The 15,121-nt window shown below is 62.0% G+C and carries 16 protein-coding genes; 7 read left to right on the top strand and 9 right to left on the bottom strand.

All coding sequences use genetic code 11. The features are described from left to right. Positions 1-11: 11 nt before the first annotated feature. The gene (rsmD, locus tag QO034_RS12940; RefSeq protein WP_284485960.1) at positions 12-572 is read right to left on the bottom strand and encodes a 16S rRNA (guanine(966)-N(2))-methyltransferase RsmD; all 561 of its coding nucleotides are present in this window, start codon (positions 570-572) and stop codon (positions 12-14) included. Beyond that, the gene (locus QO034_RS12935) at positions 569-1,780 is read right to left on the bottom strand and encodes an NAD(P)/FAD-dependent oxidoreductase (RefSeq protein WP_284485959.1); all 1,212 of its coding nucleotides are present in this window, start codon (positions 1,778-1,780) and stop codon (positions 569-571) included. Before QO034_RS12935 ends, rsmD begins: the two co-directional genes overlap by 4 nt. A gap of 92 nt (positions 1,781-1,872) precedes the next feature. Here QO034_RS12935 and QO034_RS12930 point away from each other — a divergent pair, with 92 nt between their 5' ends. Beyond that, entirely contained in the window at positions 1,873-2,361 is a 489-nt protein-coding gene (locus QO034_RS12930; RefSeq protein WP_284485958.1) for a peroxiredoxin, read from the top strand. Positions 2,362-2,482: 121 nt separating this feature from the next. Then, the gene (locus QO034_RS12925) at positions 2,483-2,785 is read left to right on the top strand and encodes a hypothetical protein (protein ID WP_284485957.1); all 303 of its coding nucleotides are present in this window, start codon (positions 2,483-2,485) and stop codon (positions 2,783-2,785) included. Between the two features lie 6 nt (positions 2,786-2,791). On the opposite strand, the gene QO034_RS12920 is transcribed toward QO034_RS12925, so the two are convergent. The 6 genes from QO034_RS12920 to QO034_RS12895 form a co-directional block, all read right to left on the bottom strand. Then, on the bottom strand, positions 2,792-3,085 hold the full coding sequence (locus QO034_RS12920; protein ID WP_284485956.1) for a 4a-hydroxytetrahydrobiopterin dehydratase: 294 nt from the start codon (positions 3,083-3,085) through the stop codon (positions 2,792-2,794). Then, the gene (locus tag QO034_RS12915; RefSeq protein ID WP_284485955.1) at positions 3,082-4,269 is read right to left on the bottom strand and encodes a GNAT family N-acetyltransferase; all 1,188 of its coding nucleotides are present in this window, start codon (positions 4,267-4,269) and stop codon (positions 3,082-3,084) included. The genes QO034_RS12920 and QO034_RS12915 overlap by 4 nt, the downstream gene beginning before the upstream one ends. A gap of 45 nt (positions 4,270-4,314) precedes the next feature. Continuing rightward, positions 4,315-5,085 (bottom strand): glycerophosphodiester phosphodiesterase family protein, encoded by a 771-nt coding sequence (locus QO034_RS12910; RefSeq protein ID WP_284485954.1) that lies wholly within the window; start codon positions 5,083-5,085, stop codon positions 4,315-4,317. Next, on the bottom strand, positions 5,082-5,540 hold the full coding sequence (locus QO034_RS12905) for a RidA family protein (RefSeq protein ID WP_284485953.1): 459 nt from the start codon (positions 5,538-5,540) through the stop codon (positions 5,082-5,084). The genes QO034_RS12910 and QO034_RS12905 overlap by 4 nt, the downstream gene beginning before the upstream one ends. Positions 5,541-5,611: 71 nt before the next feature. Then, positions 5,612-6,913 (bottom strand): HlyD family type I secretion periplasmic adaptor subunit, encoded by a 1,302-nt coding sequence (locus QO034_RS12900; RefSeq protein WP_284485952.1) that lies wholly within the window; start codon positions 6,911-6,913, stop codon positions 5,612-5,614. Further along, a complete protein-coding gene (locus QO034_RS12895; RefSeq protein WP_284485951.1) occupies positions 6,910-8,634 on the bottom strand; it encodes a type I secretion system permease/ATPase in 1,725 nt (574 codons plus the stop codon). The genes QO034_RS12900 and QO034_RS12895 overlap by 4 nt, the downstream gene beginning before the upstream one ends. Positions 8,635-8,832: 198 nt before the next feature. On the opposite strand from QO034_RS12895, the gene QO034_RS12890 reads away from it, so the two are divergent. Both QO034_RS12890 and QO034_RS12885 read left to right on the top strand, forming a co-directional pair. Further along, positions 8,833-9,615, top strand: a complete 783-nt coding sequence (locus QO034_RS12890) for an MlaA family lipoprotein (RefSeq protein ID WP_284485950.1) — start codon at positions 8,833-8,835, stop codon at positions 9,613-9,615. Further along, positions 9,605-10,213 (top strand): MlaC/ttg2D family ABC transporter substrate-binding protein, encoded by a 609-nt coding sequence (locus QO034_RS12885; protein WP_284485949.1) that lies wholly within the window; start codon positions 9,605-9,607, stop codon positions 10,211-10,213. Before QO034_RS12890 ends, QO034_RS12885 begins: the two co-directional genes overlap by 11 nt. Positions 10,214-10,216: 3 nt before the next feature. Here the strand turns inward: QO034_RS12885 and QO034_RS12880 are convergent, their stop codons facing one another. Further along, a complete protein-coding gene (locus tag QO034_RS12880; RefSeq protein ID WP_284485948.1) occupies positions 10,217-12,451 on the bottom strand; it encodes a transglycosylase domain-containing protein in 2,235 nt (744 codons plus the stop codon). Positions 12,452-12,706: 255 nt separating this feature from the next. Here QO034_RS12880 and QO034_RS12875 point away from each other — a divergent pair, with 255 nt between their 5' ends. From QO034_RS12875 to QO034_RS12865, 3 genes are all read left to right on the top strand, one after another. Further along, positions 12,707-13,045: a P-II family nitrogen regulator gene (locus QO034_RS12875; protein WP_284485947.1), complete on the top strand. Its 339-nt coding sequence runs from the start codon at positions 12,707-12,709 to the stop codon at positions 13,043-13,045. 29 nt (positions 13,046-13,074) lie between these two features. Beyond that, positions 13,075-14,400, top strand: a complete 1,326-nt coding sequence (locus QO034_RS12870; RefSeq protein WP_284485946.1) for an ammonium transporter — start codon at positions 13,075-13,077, stop codon at positions 14,398-14,400. Between the two features lie 204 nt (positions 14,401-14,604). Continuing rightward, on the top strand, positions 14,605-15,108 hold the full coding sequence (locus QO034_RS12865; RefSeq protein WP_284485945.1) for a hypothetical protein: 504 nt from the start codon (positions 14,605-14,607) through the stop codon (positions 15,106-15,108). Positions 15,109-15,121 lie beyond the last annotated feature (13 nt).

The following is a 15,121-nucleotide window of genomic DNA, read 5'->3' as shown; positions in this document are numbered from 1 at the left end:
TCCTACGGAACTCAGCCTTCGCCGTGATGGCGCAGCAGCGTGACATGGGTGTCCCCATAGCGGCGGCTGTCCAGTCCGGTGAATCCGGCCGGGGGCGGCATCGGGACGTTCTCTTCCCAAACGATCAGCGCGTCCGGCGCGATCCAGCCGCCGGCGGTTGCCGCGGCCAGCGCCAGTTGGCCCAGACCCTTGCCGTAGGGCGGATCGAGGAACACCAGATCGAACGGCGCAACGGCGCAAGCGCCGAGACGGGTGGCATCGTCCTGCAACAGGGCCGTCTCTCCGCCGCTCGCCGTCAATTCGATGTTCTTGCGTATCAACCGGCAGGCCGCGCGGCCGTCATCCACGAAGGTGACATGCGCCGCGCCGCGCGACAGGGCCTCAAGACCCAGCGCCCCGGTTCCCGCGAACAGATCCAGAACCCGCGCTCCGTCCAGGTCGTGCCGATGCACAAGGACGTTGAACAGGCTTTCGCGCACCCGGTCGGCGGTCGGCCGCAGATGCGCCGCCGCATCGCCCTTGCCGACGCTGGCCAGCACGCGCCCGCGCAGGTTTCCGGCGATGATTCTCACGAGGCCAGCAGCGCCTTCAGATCGGTTTCGGGATCGGCAATCGCTTCGGGATCAGCCGTTCTTCCCGCGTCGATCAGGCGTTTTCCGATCAGGTAGGCCCGCGGGTCGTTCATCGCGTCCACCGCCAGGAGCTTGTCCCCCTTGAAATACCAGAATGACACCGCGCCCTTGTCGCCCGTCCTCGTGACGATCCGGTCGTAGCCGGTGTTCAAACCCGCGATTTGCAGCTTCACGTCATACTGATCCGACCAGAACCACGGCCTGGGGATGTATCGTTCCTGCGCCCCCAGCATGTTTCGGGCCACGCATTCCGCCTGGTCGATTGCGTTCGGGACGCTTTCCAACCGAAGCCGCCCGCCATCATGTGGAAAACAGGCGCAGTCGCCAGCCGCCCAGATCTCCGGATCGGAGGTTCGCCCGAAATCGTCGACTTCAATTCCGTTGTTCAGCGCCAGCCCGGCCCGTTCCGCAAGGTCGGTGGACGGAAAGATACCGACGCCGACAATGACGAAATCCACATCCAGCGTGGTGCCATCCGCAAGAACCGCCCCGGTCACGCGGCCATCCGATCCTGCCAGGCGTTCAAGCCCGACTCCTTCGCGGATGTCGACACCGTGATCCCGGTGCAGATCACGAAAAAAGGCGCTCGTCTCGGGGCAGGCGACCCGTTGCAGGATGCGGTCCGCCATTTCCACCAGCGTCACGGCGACGCCGCGTTTGGCGGCCACCGCCGCCGCTTCCAGCCCGATATAGCCGCCACCGACGATCAGGGCGCGCGCACCCTCCGTCACCGACGCCGCCATCGCATCGACATCGGCCAGCGTGCGCACGACAAACACGCCTTCCAGGTCGCCACCAATCGCTGCCGGAAGGCGATGCGGCTGCGATCCGGTCGTCAGCGCCAACTGGTCATACCGGATCACGTCGCCGGCAACCGTCACCGTTTTCCCGACCGGATCGATCGCCGTCACAGGCTGACCGAGGCGCAGGGCGATGTTCTGGTTCGCATAGAATTTCTCGGGCCGCAGATACAGCCGTTCGACCGCCATTTCGCCCAGCAGGTAAGCCTTGCTCAGCGGCGGGCGCTGGTAGGGAACGACAGGTTCGGCGCCGATCAGGGTAATCTCGCCGTCGAATCCGTCCTTGCGCAGCATCGCGACCAGGGATGCCCCGGCCTGCCCCGCCCCGATCACGACAATATGGCTCATCTTTCCTCAGTGCCCTTGCAAGAATTGCTCCGATGACCATTAATCCTATATGCGCTGCAACGGCAAACACATCGCAACGAAAGGGAGACAGCATGACAATTTCCAAAGGAGACAAGCTGCCAGAGGCTACTCTGGTCCAGATGGGCGACGAAGGGCCGGCTCCGGTGGCGCTGTCGGACAAGACCAAGGGCCGCAAGGTCGTGGTTTTCGCCGTTCCCGGCGCGTTCACCCCGACCTGCCATTCCGCGCATGTCCCGAGTTTCTTGCGCACGAAGTCGCAGTTCGACGACAAGGGCGTGGACGAAATCATCTGCATTTCGGTGAACGATCCCTTCGTCATGAAAGCATGGGGTGACGCCACTGGCGCAACCGCAGCCGGGATCACGATGCTGTCGGACCCGCAAAGCGCGTTCACCAAGGCCATCGGCATGGATTTCGACGCCCCGCCGGCCGGGCTGGTCGGGCGTTCCAAACGCTATGCCATGCTGGTCGAAGACGGAACCGTCAGCGTTCTCAACCAGGAGGAATCGCCGGGCGTCTGCGAAGTCTCGGGTGGCGAAGCTCTGCTGGCTGCCATGTGACCGGGGTCTTTCCCGATTGTTCGCAAACGGGAAAGACCCGTTCGCGGCACCGACCGAAACGCGCCGCCGGGACACGGCGGCGCAGATCGCTGAACCGAACCACCGACTGCCGGAGTCCACAATGACCAGGTTTCGCTTCTTGCCGATCCTTCTGCTCGTTGCGGCCTGTTCGGTTCCGAGCAACCCGTCGCGGACCGGTGCTTCGGGCGTGACCGAGATTCAGCTGATCGACGGCAGGAACTGCTGGAACAACCGCTGCCTGCGGTTCGACAGCATGAACAGGTCCGTCTCCGTGGCCGGGAAATTCCCGGTCCGGGCCCCGCGCGACATCGACCTTCGCGGCGGTTACGTCACCGAAGCGGAATTCGCCCGGATGTTCCAGACGGCCAACATGGCCTACGCGACCGGAGTCGGACGCAGATAGGCCGCGTCAGACCAGGCTGTCCATCTTTCGCGCCAGCTTCGCGTCCAGCGCGCTCAGCCCGCCCACATCATGTGTCGTCAGGATCACCGTGACCGTTTTGTAGACATTGTTCCATTCGGGATGGTGGTCCCATTTTTCCGCCCAGATGGCGACGCGGGTCATCCATCCGAACGCATCGACGAAATTCTTGAACTCGAAGGTCTTGGTAATCGCATCGCGGCGGCTGTCCATCGCCCAGCCGGCCTTGAGCAAAGGATCCAGCAGCGGCCCCCGGGCCTCGTCCGACAGTTTCTCGGTCATTCCCGTTCCTCCACTTTCATCTTCTTGAACGGACCATATTCGGTCAGAATCCCAATTTCTTCTTCCACCGCATCGCGTTCTGCGTCCAGATAGCGCCGTATCGCATCGGCGAATCCTTCGTCCCCGACCCAATGCACACTATGGGTCCGGGATGGCAGATAGCCGCGTGCCAGCTTGTGTTCTCCCTGTGCGCCCGCTTCGACCCGGTCAAAGCCGCCGGCGATTGCGATGTCGATGGCGCGATAATAGCACAGTTCGAAGTGCAGGCAGGGATGATGTTCGATGCACCCCCAGTAGCGGCCGAAAAGCGTCCCGCGTCCGACGACGTTCAGCGCGCCCGCCACCCAGCGTCCGTCGCGTTCCGCCAGGACCAGAATCAGATCGTCCCGCAGAGTCTTCTGGGCCTCGTCGAAAAACTGCCGGGTCAGGTAAGGCGACCCCCATTTCCGCGACCCGGTGTCCTGATAGAACACCCAGAACGCATCCCAATGTTCGGGTTTGATGTCATCGCCGCTCAGGACATGGATCGACCCGCCAAAGGCATTCGCCTGCGCCCTCTCCTTGCGGATATTCTTGCGCTTTCGCGAGGACAGCGTTGCCAGGAAGGAGTCGAAATCGGAATAACCGTCATTCAACCAGTGGAACTGCTGGGTCGTTCGGCTCATGAGCCCCATCTGCCGCGCGGCGTCGGCTTCGCCAGCCGTGCAGAAGGTCACATGCAGTGAGGAGATGTGATTGTCCGCCGCCAGTTGCACCGCGCCCTGGACCAGCGCGGATTGGCCGATTTCCTCGTAGCCGGGGCGGACCAGAAACCGCCGTCCGGTCGCCGGCGTATGCGGCACCGCGATCTGGAGTTTCGGATAATACCGACCGCCTGCCCGTTCATAGGCATGCGCCCAATTGTGATCGAAGATGTATTCACCCTGCGAATGCGATTTCGCATACATCGGCGCGCAGGCAATCAACTGCCCGTCAAGATAGGCCGTCAGATATTGCGGCTGCCATCCGGTGCCGCGCCCGACGGAGCCGCTGTTTTCCAAGGCCGACAGAAAGCGATAGGTCGTGAACGGGTCATGAGGCCGCCCGCCATCCGCAGTTTCCGGACAGGCACAGCTGTCCCAATCCTGTTGCGCGACCTGCGACAGGCTTGCGATCACCTGAATTTCGATCTGCGCCTGATCCATTCCACCCCCGCGACAGGTCTCTATCTGGGTTCAAAACCCATGCGATCAAGACGGATGCCTGGCCAGATACCCTTCGAAGGTCACGTTGTCGGCGAATTCGCGCGCGGCGGTTTCTTCCTGTGGCGACCGGATCGTCCAGCACAGGACCGGCACCCCATCCGCGCGCAACTGCTGGACACGGGGACGCGCCAGGTCGGTCTTGTCATGGCTGACAAACGCGGCCTTGCAGGCGTCGAAATCCGGTATGTCGCGCAGGCGGGCACAGGTTTCCGCCGGCAGCGGCCAATCCGCCGGATCGTATCCTTCGGTCACGAGACCCCGCGGCACCGCCGGAGCAAGGTCCGCCAGTCTTGCCACGCTGTAGGGGTTGAACGACATCACCGCGACCGGCCCATCGTAACCAGCAAGCGCCTGTGCCGTCGCCTGTTCCAGCGGCCCCACGTCAGGCCCCATGCCGCCATCCTGATCCTTGATTTCAATCAGGAGAGGGACCGCGCCCCGCACCAGATCGAGTATCTCGGACAGGCGAGGAATGGTTTCTCCGTCGCCGTTCTTCAACCTGATCCCGGCCGCTTCGGCGGCGGTTCGTTGCCGCAGCGGCCCCTTGGCGTCGGTCAACCGGGACAGGTCATAGTCGTGGAACACCACCGCCTGCCCGTCCGCCGTCAGTTGAAGATCGATCTCGATGCCATAGCCATGGTCGATCGCGGCGCACACCGCCGCCCGGCTGTTTTCCGGGCGTCCTTCGGTCACGTCGTGAAGCGCGCGATGCGCGATCGGAATCGTCAGAAAGTCCGGGTGCAACCGCGGCGTCATCGGATCTGGAAAATGCCTTCGATTTCGACAGCGACCCCCAGGGGCAGCGCCGCTGCGGAAACCGCAGAGCGCGAATGCCGGCCGGCGTCGCCCAGCGCTTCGACCAGGAAATCGGAAGCGCCGTTGATCACCTTGGGCTGGTCGGTGAAATCCGCGGTCGAATTGACGAACCCGGTCAGCTTGATCACCCGCTCAAGCCGGTCGAGGTCGCCGCCGCAGGCCGCCTTCACCTGCGCCAGAAGGTTGATGGCGCAGCGACGAGCGGCTGCGGCCCCTTCCGCGACGTCCATCGTGGCGCCGAGCTTGCCGAGGATCAGACCGTTCTCGTCGTTGCTGATCTGCCCGGACACGAACACCAGATCGCCGGATTGCACGTAGGGAACGTAGTTGGCGGCCGGCGCCGGGGCATCCGGAAGCGTAACGCCCAATTGGGACAATCTGTTTTCAATGCTCATCTGGGAGTCCTCTTCTGCTGGTGCTTCGCGGCGGACGCTACTCCTGTTCCCACCGGGCGAAAAGCCCGAACTCAGGATTCCCGGAACGCCTTGGTGAAGTAATCCGCCAGCGGCTTCACCAGATAGGCCATCGGAGACCGGTCATCCGTCCGGATGAAGGTTTCGACAGGCATCCCCGGAATCAGCACCGTTCCTTCGGGCAGCCTGTCCCTCTCGCCCTCGTTCAGCTCGATTTCCACCCTGTAGTAGGATACGGGGCTGTTGGCTTCTTCGAAGGCGTCCGCGGACACCTGCTTGACTGTCCCGAAAAGTTCAGGGGTCTGGCGCTGGTCAAAGGCCGAGAACCTCAGTGTCACGGACTGATCGACGAATATCTTGTCGATGTCGGTGGGTTCGACCTTGGCCGCGATGACCAGCGGGCGATCCTGGGGAACGAGATACAAGACCGGGTCCGCCGGCCGGATAACCGATCGGGGCGCATGCACCTGCAATCCATAGACGATCCCCGATACCGGCGCGGTGATATCCAGACGATCCAGCCGGTCGATCAGCGATCGGCGCTGTTCGGCCAGTTCCAGTTCACGATACTGAAGATCGCGCAGACGGGTGATCGCCTCTTCACGCTGGCTGGTTCCGAGTTTCAGGATTTCGATGTCGATTTCGGTTATCCGCCCTTCGGCCTGCGCCTGGCTGGCGATGAGTTCGCCCAGCGACCCGTCCAGATCCGCGGCGGCGCGTTCCAGATTCAGAACCGTCCCCGCCTGCGCGAGTCCCCGGTCCAGCAGGGACTGCTGGTTCGCCAGTTCCTTGCCGATCAGGTCGATCTGGCGCCGCATCGACGCCTGCTGCGCCGTGATCCCCTCGATCTGGTTTGAAATCTGGCCGCGCCGTTTCTCCAGCTGCTCGGTTTCGCGCGCCGTTGATTCCTTGCGGGCCTCGAACAGGCGCTGCTGGCCTTCGATCAGATCCGCAACTTCCGGCCGTTTTGCCGCCGCATTCAGGAGTTCTTCTTCGAACGTGATCCCGGTGGCGCTGTCGCGTTCCGCCTCAAGCCGGCCGCGCCGGGCGATCAGTTCGAAAAGCTGGCCCTCGGTGATCAGAAGCTGGGACTGGAGCAACGTCGCGTCCAGACGGATCAGGACCTGCCCCAATGCGACGGAATCGCCTTCGTCCACCATGATTTCGGACACGACCCCACCGTCGGGATGCTGAACGACCTGACGGTTGCGGTCGACCTCGATCCGGCCGGAGGCGATCACGGCACCGGCAATGTTGGAAATCACCGACCAGGTTCCGAACCCGCCCACCAGCAACAGAAGACCGAACAGCCCCAACAGGACGGGTTTTCGGGCAGACCACCGGGAATCGCTCATCGGACACCCCCCATGCCGGCGGATTTCCGCAATTGCTCGTGGTTCGCCACCATGTCGCGCAGCACCTGGTCCTTGGGGCCGAAGGCCGTGCGCACCCCGTTGTCCAGAACCAGAAGCGTATCGCATTCCTGGATCGCCGCCGGCCTGTGCGCCATGATCAGGACCGATTTTCCGGCGGCCTTCAGGTCGCTGATCGCACGGTTCAACGCAAGCGAACCATCGTTGTCCAGGTTGGAGTTGGGTTCGTCCAGAATGACGATGACCGGGTCGTCATACAATGCGCGGGCCAGGGCGATTCTCTGCATCTGGCCGCCGGACAGCCGGCCGCCCCCGGCGCTGACCTGGGTGTCATACCCGTTCGGCAGATTGACGATCATATCGTGAGCGGCCGCCTTCTTGGCGGCGATCACGACCTTTTCGCTGTCCGGCTGTCCGCTGAGCCGGGCGATGTTGGACGCGATGGTCCCGCCGAACAGCTGCACCCGTTGCGGAAGATACCCGATATGCTGACCCAGAACGTCCGACGCATATTGATCCAGCGACGCCCCATCGAGCCGGATCACGCCGCCGGCGGGACGCCAGACGCCGGTAAGGGCGCGCGCCAGCGTCGATTTTCCGGACCCCGACGGCCCGATGACACCGACGGCTTGTCCGGGTTCGACCTTGAAGCTCACGGTCTTCAACGACGCCCGCGTATCGCCGGGCGGCACGATGGTCAGTGACTGCACGTCGAGCTTGGCCCTCGGTTTGGGCAGTTCCGTCCGCCGCGGTTCCGGCGGGACTTTTTCCAACAGTTCCGCGAGACTGTTCCACCCCTTGTTCGCCCGCTGCACCAGCGGCCACTGTCCGATGGCCAGTTCTATCGGGGCAAGAGCCCGGCCCAGAAGGATCGAGGCGGCGATCATCGCGCCTGCGGTCACTTCATTCTGCAAGACCAGATAGGCCCCCAATCCCAGCATCGCCGATTGCAGGAAAAGCCTGAGGGTCTTGGTCGCAGAGGAAAAGGTCCCCCCGACGTCATTGGCAGAGATGCTTTCGCTCAACGATGTCTCGCGGGCCTGCGCCCAGTGTTCGAAGGCCGCGCCGCGCATTCCCATGCTCTGGATCATCTCGGCTTCGTTTCGGATTTCTTCGGACAGAAGCGAGGCACGATGCGATGCGACGTTGGCCTGCAACAAGGGCGTTCTGGAAAACATCTGGTTCAGAAACGTGATCAGGACCAGCAGCGCACCGCCGCCAAGCGCCAACATGCCCAACCAGGGGTGAAACAGGATGATTCCCGCCAGAAAGATCGGCGTCCAGGGCAGATCGAACACGGCCATCAGAACCGGCGACGAGATCAGTCGCTGCACGGCTTCGAGATCGGCCAGTCCGGTCTGGGCCGAGGCATCCGACGCCACCGCCGACCGGCGCACCATCGCATCGAAAACCCGGCGATCCAGCGCCGCCTGAAAACGCGCCCCGACACGGGCCATGATCCGGCCTCGGGAATAGTCCAGAAGGCCCATGACCCCATACAGAAACGCGACAAGCAACGACAGGGCGACCAAGGTCTCTTCCGACCGGCTGCCAAGAACGCGGTCGTAGACCTGCAACATGTAGATCGGACCTGTCAGCATCAGGAGATTGGCGAAAAAGCTGAAAACACCCACGATCCAGTACAGGGAGCGGCTTTGCTGTCTTGCGCTTCGCAATTCGTCGCGACCGGGTTTCGGGTTCATGTCTGTCCTGTCTGGTCTGGCACGTCGGCGCCGGCGCGCGGGGCTGCAACCTCGGCATGATCGCGCGCGGTTCCTGGATCGCCTGTTTCCATAATGCCACTTTTTCATTAAGTGAACCTCTACCAAGTGTGAACCATGGTCGTTTCAAATAGAAAACCTTCGAACGACTCGGACTCTCCTGGATTGGATACGGATCTCATGGACACGACACGGCGCCCAAGACGGATCTTTCTTGCTGTTGCGATGCTGGTCGCGCTTTCGGCCTGCGCCGTGCCGGAACCTGACGTCCGATCCAGCGACACGCCCTTTGATCCCTTCGAGGCCAACAACCGCAATGTGCACCAGTTCAACCTTGCGGTGGACCGGATGCTGTTCCGCCCGGCGGCAAAGGGCTACACCAATCTGGTGCCCGATCCGATCGAGGACAGTTTCAACAATTTCGCCGCCAATCTTTCGGAACCCGGCGACGCGGCGAATTTTCTCTTTCAAGGCGATCTGAGGCAGGCCGGAATTTCGTTGGGCCGCTTCCTGATGAATTCCACCATCGGTTTTTTCGGGTTGGCCAACCCGGCCAGCGACTTCGGAATACCGGAAACCGAAACCGACTTCGGCGCAACCCTGGCGGTCTGGGGCTTCAGCGAAGGCGCCTATATCGAACTGCCCTTCTTCGGGCCTTCGACCCAACGCGACGCCGTGGGCGTCTTCGTCGACTTCTTCACAAATCCGCTGACCTTCGCACCGCAGCGCCCGGTCGACAACATCGGTTTCTATGCGGAAGGCGTCGAAAGGTTGAGCGCGCGGGGCCGGTTCTCGGATACGATCGATTCGATCCTGTATGAAAGTGCCGACAGCTATGCCGTTTCCCGCCTGATCTTTCTGCAGAACCGCCGGTTCGAACTGGAAGGCAACAGTGGGGATACCTATGTTGATCCCTATGCCAACGATTCCTTTGACCCATACGAGGACCCCTATGCAGAGTAAGCAACTGATAAGGCGAAACTTCTTGCTAACAGGCATCGCGACGGCGGGATTGATGGCCCTGCCGCTTCCGGCGCTGGCCCTGACAGAGGCGGGCGCGCGCGCGCTGGTGGATCAACTGGTCGGAGAGATCAATGGCGTCATCGCGTCGGGAAAATCCGAAAGCGCCATGATCCGCGATTTCGAAAAGATCTTCGTGCGGTACGCGGACGTTCCGATCATGGCCCGCTACGCGCTTGGCAATGATGCGCGCAGGGCCAGTGCGGCTCAGATGAGGGCCTTCACCACCGCTTTTCAGGGATATATTTCGCGGAAGTACGGAAAGCGGTTCCGTGAATTCATCGGCGGCAAGGTCGAAGTTCAATCCTCGCGCAAGATCAAAAGCGGCTACGAGATCCGCAGCACCGCCATCCTGCGGGGCGAGGCACCTTTCGAAGTCACGTTCCTGGTGTCGGACAAGTCCGGCAAGAACCTGTTCTTCAACATGTTCATCGAAGGCGTGAACCTGCTCTTGACCGAACGCACAGAGATCGGCGCGATGCTGGACCGGCGCAAGGGCAATATCGACCAGCTGATCGCGGATCTCAACAAGGTCGGCTGAACGTCAGCGGTCGTTGTTCGCCCTGGGCGGCGTGGCCGCGCCGCCGCTGCCGCCGCCACCGAAGATATCGCGCAGCACCTGATCGACGACGGCTCCCAGAGAGCCGCCGCCGGACGCGACCGAACCCGCGCCACCGTCACGATCCCGGGTCGCTCCTTCCGGCGCCTTCATCGGCAAGGGAGTCGGCGTCAGCCCCTTGTGCACACGCACCATGGTTTCATGCCAGATTTCGGCCGGAAGCCCGCCCCCCGTCACCCCGGTCAAGGGGGTGTTGTCATCATAGCCCATCCAGACCCCGGCGACATATTGCGAGGTGAAGCCGATGAACCAGGCATCCCTGGCGGCCTGAGTCGTGCCGGTCTTGCCCGCAGCCTGCCAGTCCGGAAGCGCCGCGCGGCGTCCCGATCCGTCGGAAACGACCTTTTCCATCATCCAGATAAGTTCCTGCGCGGCCTCGACCTGAATCACCCGCTCCCCGATGCCACCGTCGGCCCCCATCAGGGGTTCCCGGTCTCCGAGCAGCCTGAGTTCCGTCAGCCCATAGGGTGTAACCGCAGAGCCGCCGTTCAGGATTCCCGCGTAAGCACCGGTCATTTCGATCAGGGTGCTTTCGGACGCGCCCAGCGCCAGGGCCGGACCTGCCGCCAGATCGCTGTCGATCCCGAACTGGGCGGCCACCTGCCGCACCAGTTCGCGGCCCACGCGTTCGGACACCTTGACCGCAGGGATGTTCAGCGAGTCCTTCAATGCCTCGGCCAACGTGACCCTGCCGTAATACCGGTTGGTATAGTTCTTGGGGCACCATTGCCCCGATCCCGGAATATCCATGCAGAACGGTTCGTCGACGACCGTGTCCAATGGGGAAAAACCTAGGTCCATCGCGGTGGCGTAAACGAAGGGCTTGAAGGCCGATCCGGTCTGCCGCTTGGCTTGGATCGCCCGGTTGAAGGCCCCCGCGACCTTGGTTTCCCGTCCGCCGACCATGGCGCGCACCGCTCCGTCAGCCGACATGACAACGATGGCCGCCTCCGCCTTGGACCCGTCACGGACCTTGTTTTCAAAGATATACTGCATCGCATCTTCGGCGGCGGCCTGCAGTCGGCGGTCCAGCGTCGTGCGAATGATCACATCCTCGGTCGTATTGCGGGTAAAGAACTCCGGGCCGCTGGACATGACCCAATCGGCGAAATAGCCGCCCGCCCGTTCGGCGGCGGCCTCCGAAAGCTGCGCCGGGGAATTGCGCGCCTTGTCGGCTTCGGAGGCGTTCAGATATCCCTGCTGCTCCATCAGCCCGACGATCACCGTGGCCCGGTTCTGGGACCGGGTCAGGCTGTTGGTCGGCGCGTAGCGCGTCGGGGCCACCAGAAGTCCCGCCAGCATCGCCGCTTCAGCCGGGGTCACGTTCGACGCGGATTTGCCGAAATACCGCTGGCTGGCGGCTTCGAAACCGCGGGCCCCGGCCCCCAGAAAGGCCCGGTTCATATAGACAGTCAGGATTTCGTCCTTGGTGTATTTCAGCTCCATCGCCATGGCGAACACGGCTTCCTTGGCCTTTCGCCAAAGGGTCCCGCGACGACACTCCGCCTCGTACTTGGCTTCACTGATGCCTGAAGCGGGATCGTAGGGTTCGCCAAGGCAAAGCAGCTTTGCCGTTTGCTGGGTGATCGTCGAACCGCCATGCCCCGACAGCGGACCACGCCCCTCGCTCAGGTTGATGCGGACGGCGCTGGCTATGCCCCGGGGGCTGACGCCGAAATGCCGGTAGAACCGCTTGTCTTCCGTGGCCACGATCGCATTCTTGATATGCGGGGAAACGGTGTCCGTCGTGATGACGCCGCCGAACTGATCGCCGCGCCAGGCAAACACGTCGCCATTGCGATCGAGCATTGTCACGGATCCCCGCGCCCGCCCGTCCAGAAGCGCCGTGACATCCGGCAGGGTGGTGTAGATATAGCCCACCCACAGCGCGACACCCAGGCCGATGACGGCACCGACGCGCCAGGTGAAGGCCCAGACCAACCGGAATACCCATCCGATGAGGCCCCGGAAAAAGCCGCGTATTCCACCGCGCCCCGAAGATCCGGACCGGCTCTTCCGGGTGCGCTTTCGCGTCGTTTGCTTCGTTCTGGGAGACGCCGTGCCGGTCTTCGCGCTTTTCGCCTTGGCGGATCTGCGCGACCCGGAAGGATAGCGTTTGTCAGCCACCAGGGGCGGCTTTCCCGAAGATTTCTGTGCCATGATCAGCCCTGCCCGGCCTTGGTGTTTGGGCGACAATAGCGCGCTGTTAATCGTTTGTAGAGAGCGAGTCCACTCCGGCAATCGCCTTTCTTGTTCGCCTACATTTTCATCATGTTTGGATTTTTGTGCAAAAATTGTGCATTTTTCCGGAATGCTGCCCGGTTTCCGGCCCGGAATCGTTTCCCAACCCGACACTGACCCGTTTTTCTGCGGGTGCAAACATGCGGGGTTGCCCGCCTAGTGAAGGGGATAGAGGTGAAACTCATCATTGCGACAATCAAGCCGTTCAAACTGGAAGAGGTCCGTGAAGCACTGACCGAAGCCGGTGTGCGCGGCATGATGGTGACAGAAATCAAAGGCTTCGGATCGCAATCCGGCCACACCGAAATCTACCGTGGCGCTGAATACGCGGTGAATTTCGTACCCAAGATCAAACTGGAAATCGTGGTCTCCGCCGGAATGGCGGATCTCGTGGTCGAAACGATCACAAAGGCGGCCAAGACCGGCAAGATCGGCGACGGCAAGATATTCGTTCTGGACGTCCTGCAAGCCATTCGGGTGCGGACCGGTGAAACCAATGAGGACGCGCTGTGATGCCGCGGCAAACAAAGGGATACGACGACATGAAACTTCTCAAGACACTCCCCCTGGCGGCCGCACTTGTCGCCTTGCCGACGCTGGGGCTGGCGCAGGAGGCTGACACGACGCCGACCAACGCGGACATCGGGTTCATTCTGAACACCTTCATGTTCCTCGTGATGGGGGTTCTGGTGTTCTGGATGGCCGCGGGTTTCGCCATGCTCGAAGCCGGGCTGGTGCGGTCCAAGAACGTGACGATGCAGCTGACCAAGAACATGGCGCTGTTCTCGCTCGCTTCGCTGTTCTACTATCTGCTTGGCTACAACCTGATGTATCCCGGCGACGGCTGGACGATCACCAACATTCTCGGCGCGTTCAGCATCACCGGCCTGGAACCGGTCGGTCTGACCGGCGCCGAACCCGATCTGACCTATGCTTCCGTCGGATCGGATTTTTTCTTCCAGCTGATGTTCTGCGCCGCCACTGCGTCGATCGTGTCCGGGGCGCTGGCGGAACGCATCAAGCTCTGGCCATTCCTGTTCTTCGTGATCGTCCTGACCGCAGTGATCTATCCGGTTCAGGCAAGCTGGAAATGGGGTGGCGGGTTCCTCAATGAGATGGGCTTCCTGGACTTCGCCGGATCGACCGTCGTGCATTCGGTCGGTGGCTGGGCCGCCTTGACAGGCGCGATCATTCTTGGCCCGCGGATTGGAAAATATTCCAAGGATGGGCGCGTGGTCCCGATCCCCGGCTCCAACCTGGCGCTGGCAACCGTGGGTGCCTTCATCCTGTGGATGGGCTGGTTCGGCTTCAACGGTGGTTCCCAGCTTTACATGGACACCGCAGGCAATGTCGCAGACATCAGCCGGATCTTCGGCAACACGAACACCGCCGCCGCAGCCGGCGCCGTGGCCGCCCTGATCCTGACCCAGCTTCTGTACAAGAAACCCGATCTGACGATGATCTTGAACGGCGCGCTGGCGGGCCTCGTGTCGATCACCGCCGAACCGCTGACACCGTCGCTGATCTCGGCCACCCTGATCGGGGCCGTCGGTGGCGTGATCGTGGTCTTCGCGGTGCCGTTCCTCGACAAGCTCAAGATCGACGATGTGGTCGGCGCCATTCCGGTTCACCTTTTCGCGGGGATCTGGGGCACGATCGCGGTGGTGTTCACCAACAGCGACGCCAACCTGATGACCCAACTGTATTCCATCGTCGTCGTCGGGGCCTTTGTTGTCGTGACGTCGGGACTCGTCTGGTTCATTCTCAAGGCGACAATCGGCATCCGTGTCGGCGAAGAAGAAGAGATCAACGGTCTGGACATGGCGGAACTGGGCATGGAAGCCTATCCGGAATTCTCAAAGAGCTGATCCGAACAGTTCAGCAAATCCGCGGCCCCGGTGCAAACTCCGGGGCCGCTCGCGTTGGCAGTGATGCGAATGCGGCCGACGTCAAAAGTGCCGCGCGATCCGGGTGTCCCTTCAAATCCCTTGCAATCGCCCCGCAGTCACACGAGCATTACATTCCCACGCTTCAGCTTTTGCGTGTCAGAAACTCAACAGGGAAAGACACTGATGAACTTCAAGCTTGCTGCTACCCTCTCCGCTCTTGCCACTTTCGCCGCGACATGGGCCGGGGCCGACACCTTCGAAAAATATGGCGAAACCGAGGGCTGGAAGGTCTTTGTCGATAACGAAAAGATGTCCTGCCTGATTGAAAAGATCGACGCCGCCGAGAATGTCGTCCAGATGGGCCTGACAACGGACCGTTCCGTTGCCTATGTCGGCGTTTTCACCAAGGGCAAGACCGATCTCAAGGCCGGCGATACCGAAGGAGTCGTGATTGACATCGACGGCACCCTTTATGTCGGCGAAGCGACCGAGATGCGCGGCAACATTACCAAGGGATACTCTGGCGGATACGTGCTGTCGGACGATCCGCAATTCGTCGAAGATATCGCCCGCAAATACGTGATGACGGTGTTTCCGGAAAAGGAATTCGCTTTCGCGGTCAACCTTGAAGGAACGTTCAAAGCCATCGAAATGGCCCGCAAATGCAACGAAAGCCTGCTGGAGTAGATCAAACCGCCCG

The sequence above is a fragment of the Sedimentitalea xiamensis genome, assembly GCF_030164465.1.
GTDB lineage: Bacteria > Pseudomonadota > Alphaproteobacteria > Rhodobacterales > Rhodobacteraceae > Sedimentitalea > Sedimentitalea xiamensis.
The sequence above is the reverse complement of the archived record's forward strand: the minus strand, read 5'-3'. Positions and strand labels throughout refer to the sequence as shown.

What these genes read in the sequence shown, in the direction of transcription:
- QO034_RS12870 (WP_284485946.1), top strand. Translation starts at nt 13,075, where the DNA reads ATGAAACTTCTCAAGACACTCCCCCTGGCGGCCGCACTTGTCGCCTTG.
- QO034_RS12915 (WP_284485955.1), bottom strand. Translation starts at nt 4,269, where the DNA reads ATGGATCAGGCGCAGATCGAAATTCAGGTGATCGCAAGCCTGTCGCAG.
- QO034_RS12925 (WP_284485957.1), top strand. Translation starts at nt 2,483, where the DNA reads ATGACCAGGTTTCGCTTCTTGCCGATCCTTCTGCTCGTTGCGGCCTGT.
- QO034_RS12910 (WP_284485954.1), bottom strand. Translation starts at nt 5,085, where the DNA reads ATGACGCCGCGGTTGCACCCGGACTTTCTGACGATTCCGATCGCGCAT.
- QO034_RS12935 (WP_284485959.1), bottom strand. Translation starts at nt 1,780, where the DNA reads ATGAGCCATATTGTCGTGATCGGGGCGGGGCAGGCCGGGGCATCCCTG.
- QO034_RS12890 (WP_284485950.1), top strand. Translation starts at nt 8,833, where the DNA reads ATGGACACGACACGGCGCCCAAGACGGATCTTTCTTGCTGTTGCGATG.
- QO034_RS12895 (WP_284485951.1), bottom strand. Translation starts at nt 8,634, where the DNA reads ATGAACCCGAAACCCGGTCGCGACGAATTGCGAAGCGCAAGACAGCAA.
- QO034_RS12920 (WP_284485956.1), bottom strand. Translation starts at nt 3,085, where the DNA reads ATGACCGAGAAACTGTCGGACGAGGCCCGGGGGCCGCTGCTGGATCCT.
- QO034_RS12885 (WP_284485949.1), top strand. Translation starts at nt 9,605, where the DNA reads ATGCAGAGTAAGCAACTGATAAGGCGAAACTTCTTGCTAACAGGCATC.
- QO034_RS12865 (WP_284485945.1), top strand. Translation starts at nt 14,605, where the DNA reads ATGAACTTCAAGCTTGCTGCTACCCTCTCCGCTCTTGCCACTTTCGCC.
- QO034_RS12905 (WP_284485953.1), bottom strand. Translation starts at nt 5,540, where the DNA reads ATGAGCATTGAAAACAGATTGTCCCAATTGGGCGTTACGCTTCCGGAT.
- QO034_RS12900 (WP_284485952.1), bottom strand. Translation starts at nt 6,913, where the DNA reads ATGAGCGATTCCCGGTGGTCTGCCCGAAAACCCGTCCTGTTGGGGCTG.
- QO034_RS12880 (WP_284485948.1), bottom strand. Translation starts at nt 12,451, where the DNA reads ATGGCACAGAAATCTTCGGGAAAGCCGCCCCTGGTGGCTGACAAACGC.
- QO034_RS12930 (WP_284485958.1), top strand. Translation starts at nt 1,873, where the DNA reads ATGACAATTTCCAAAGGAGACAAGCTGCCAGAGGCTACTCTGGTCCAG.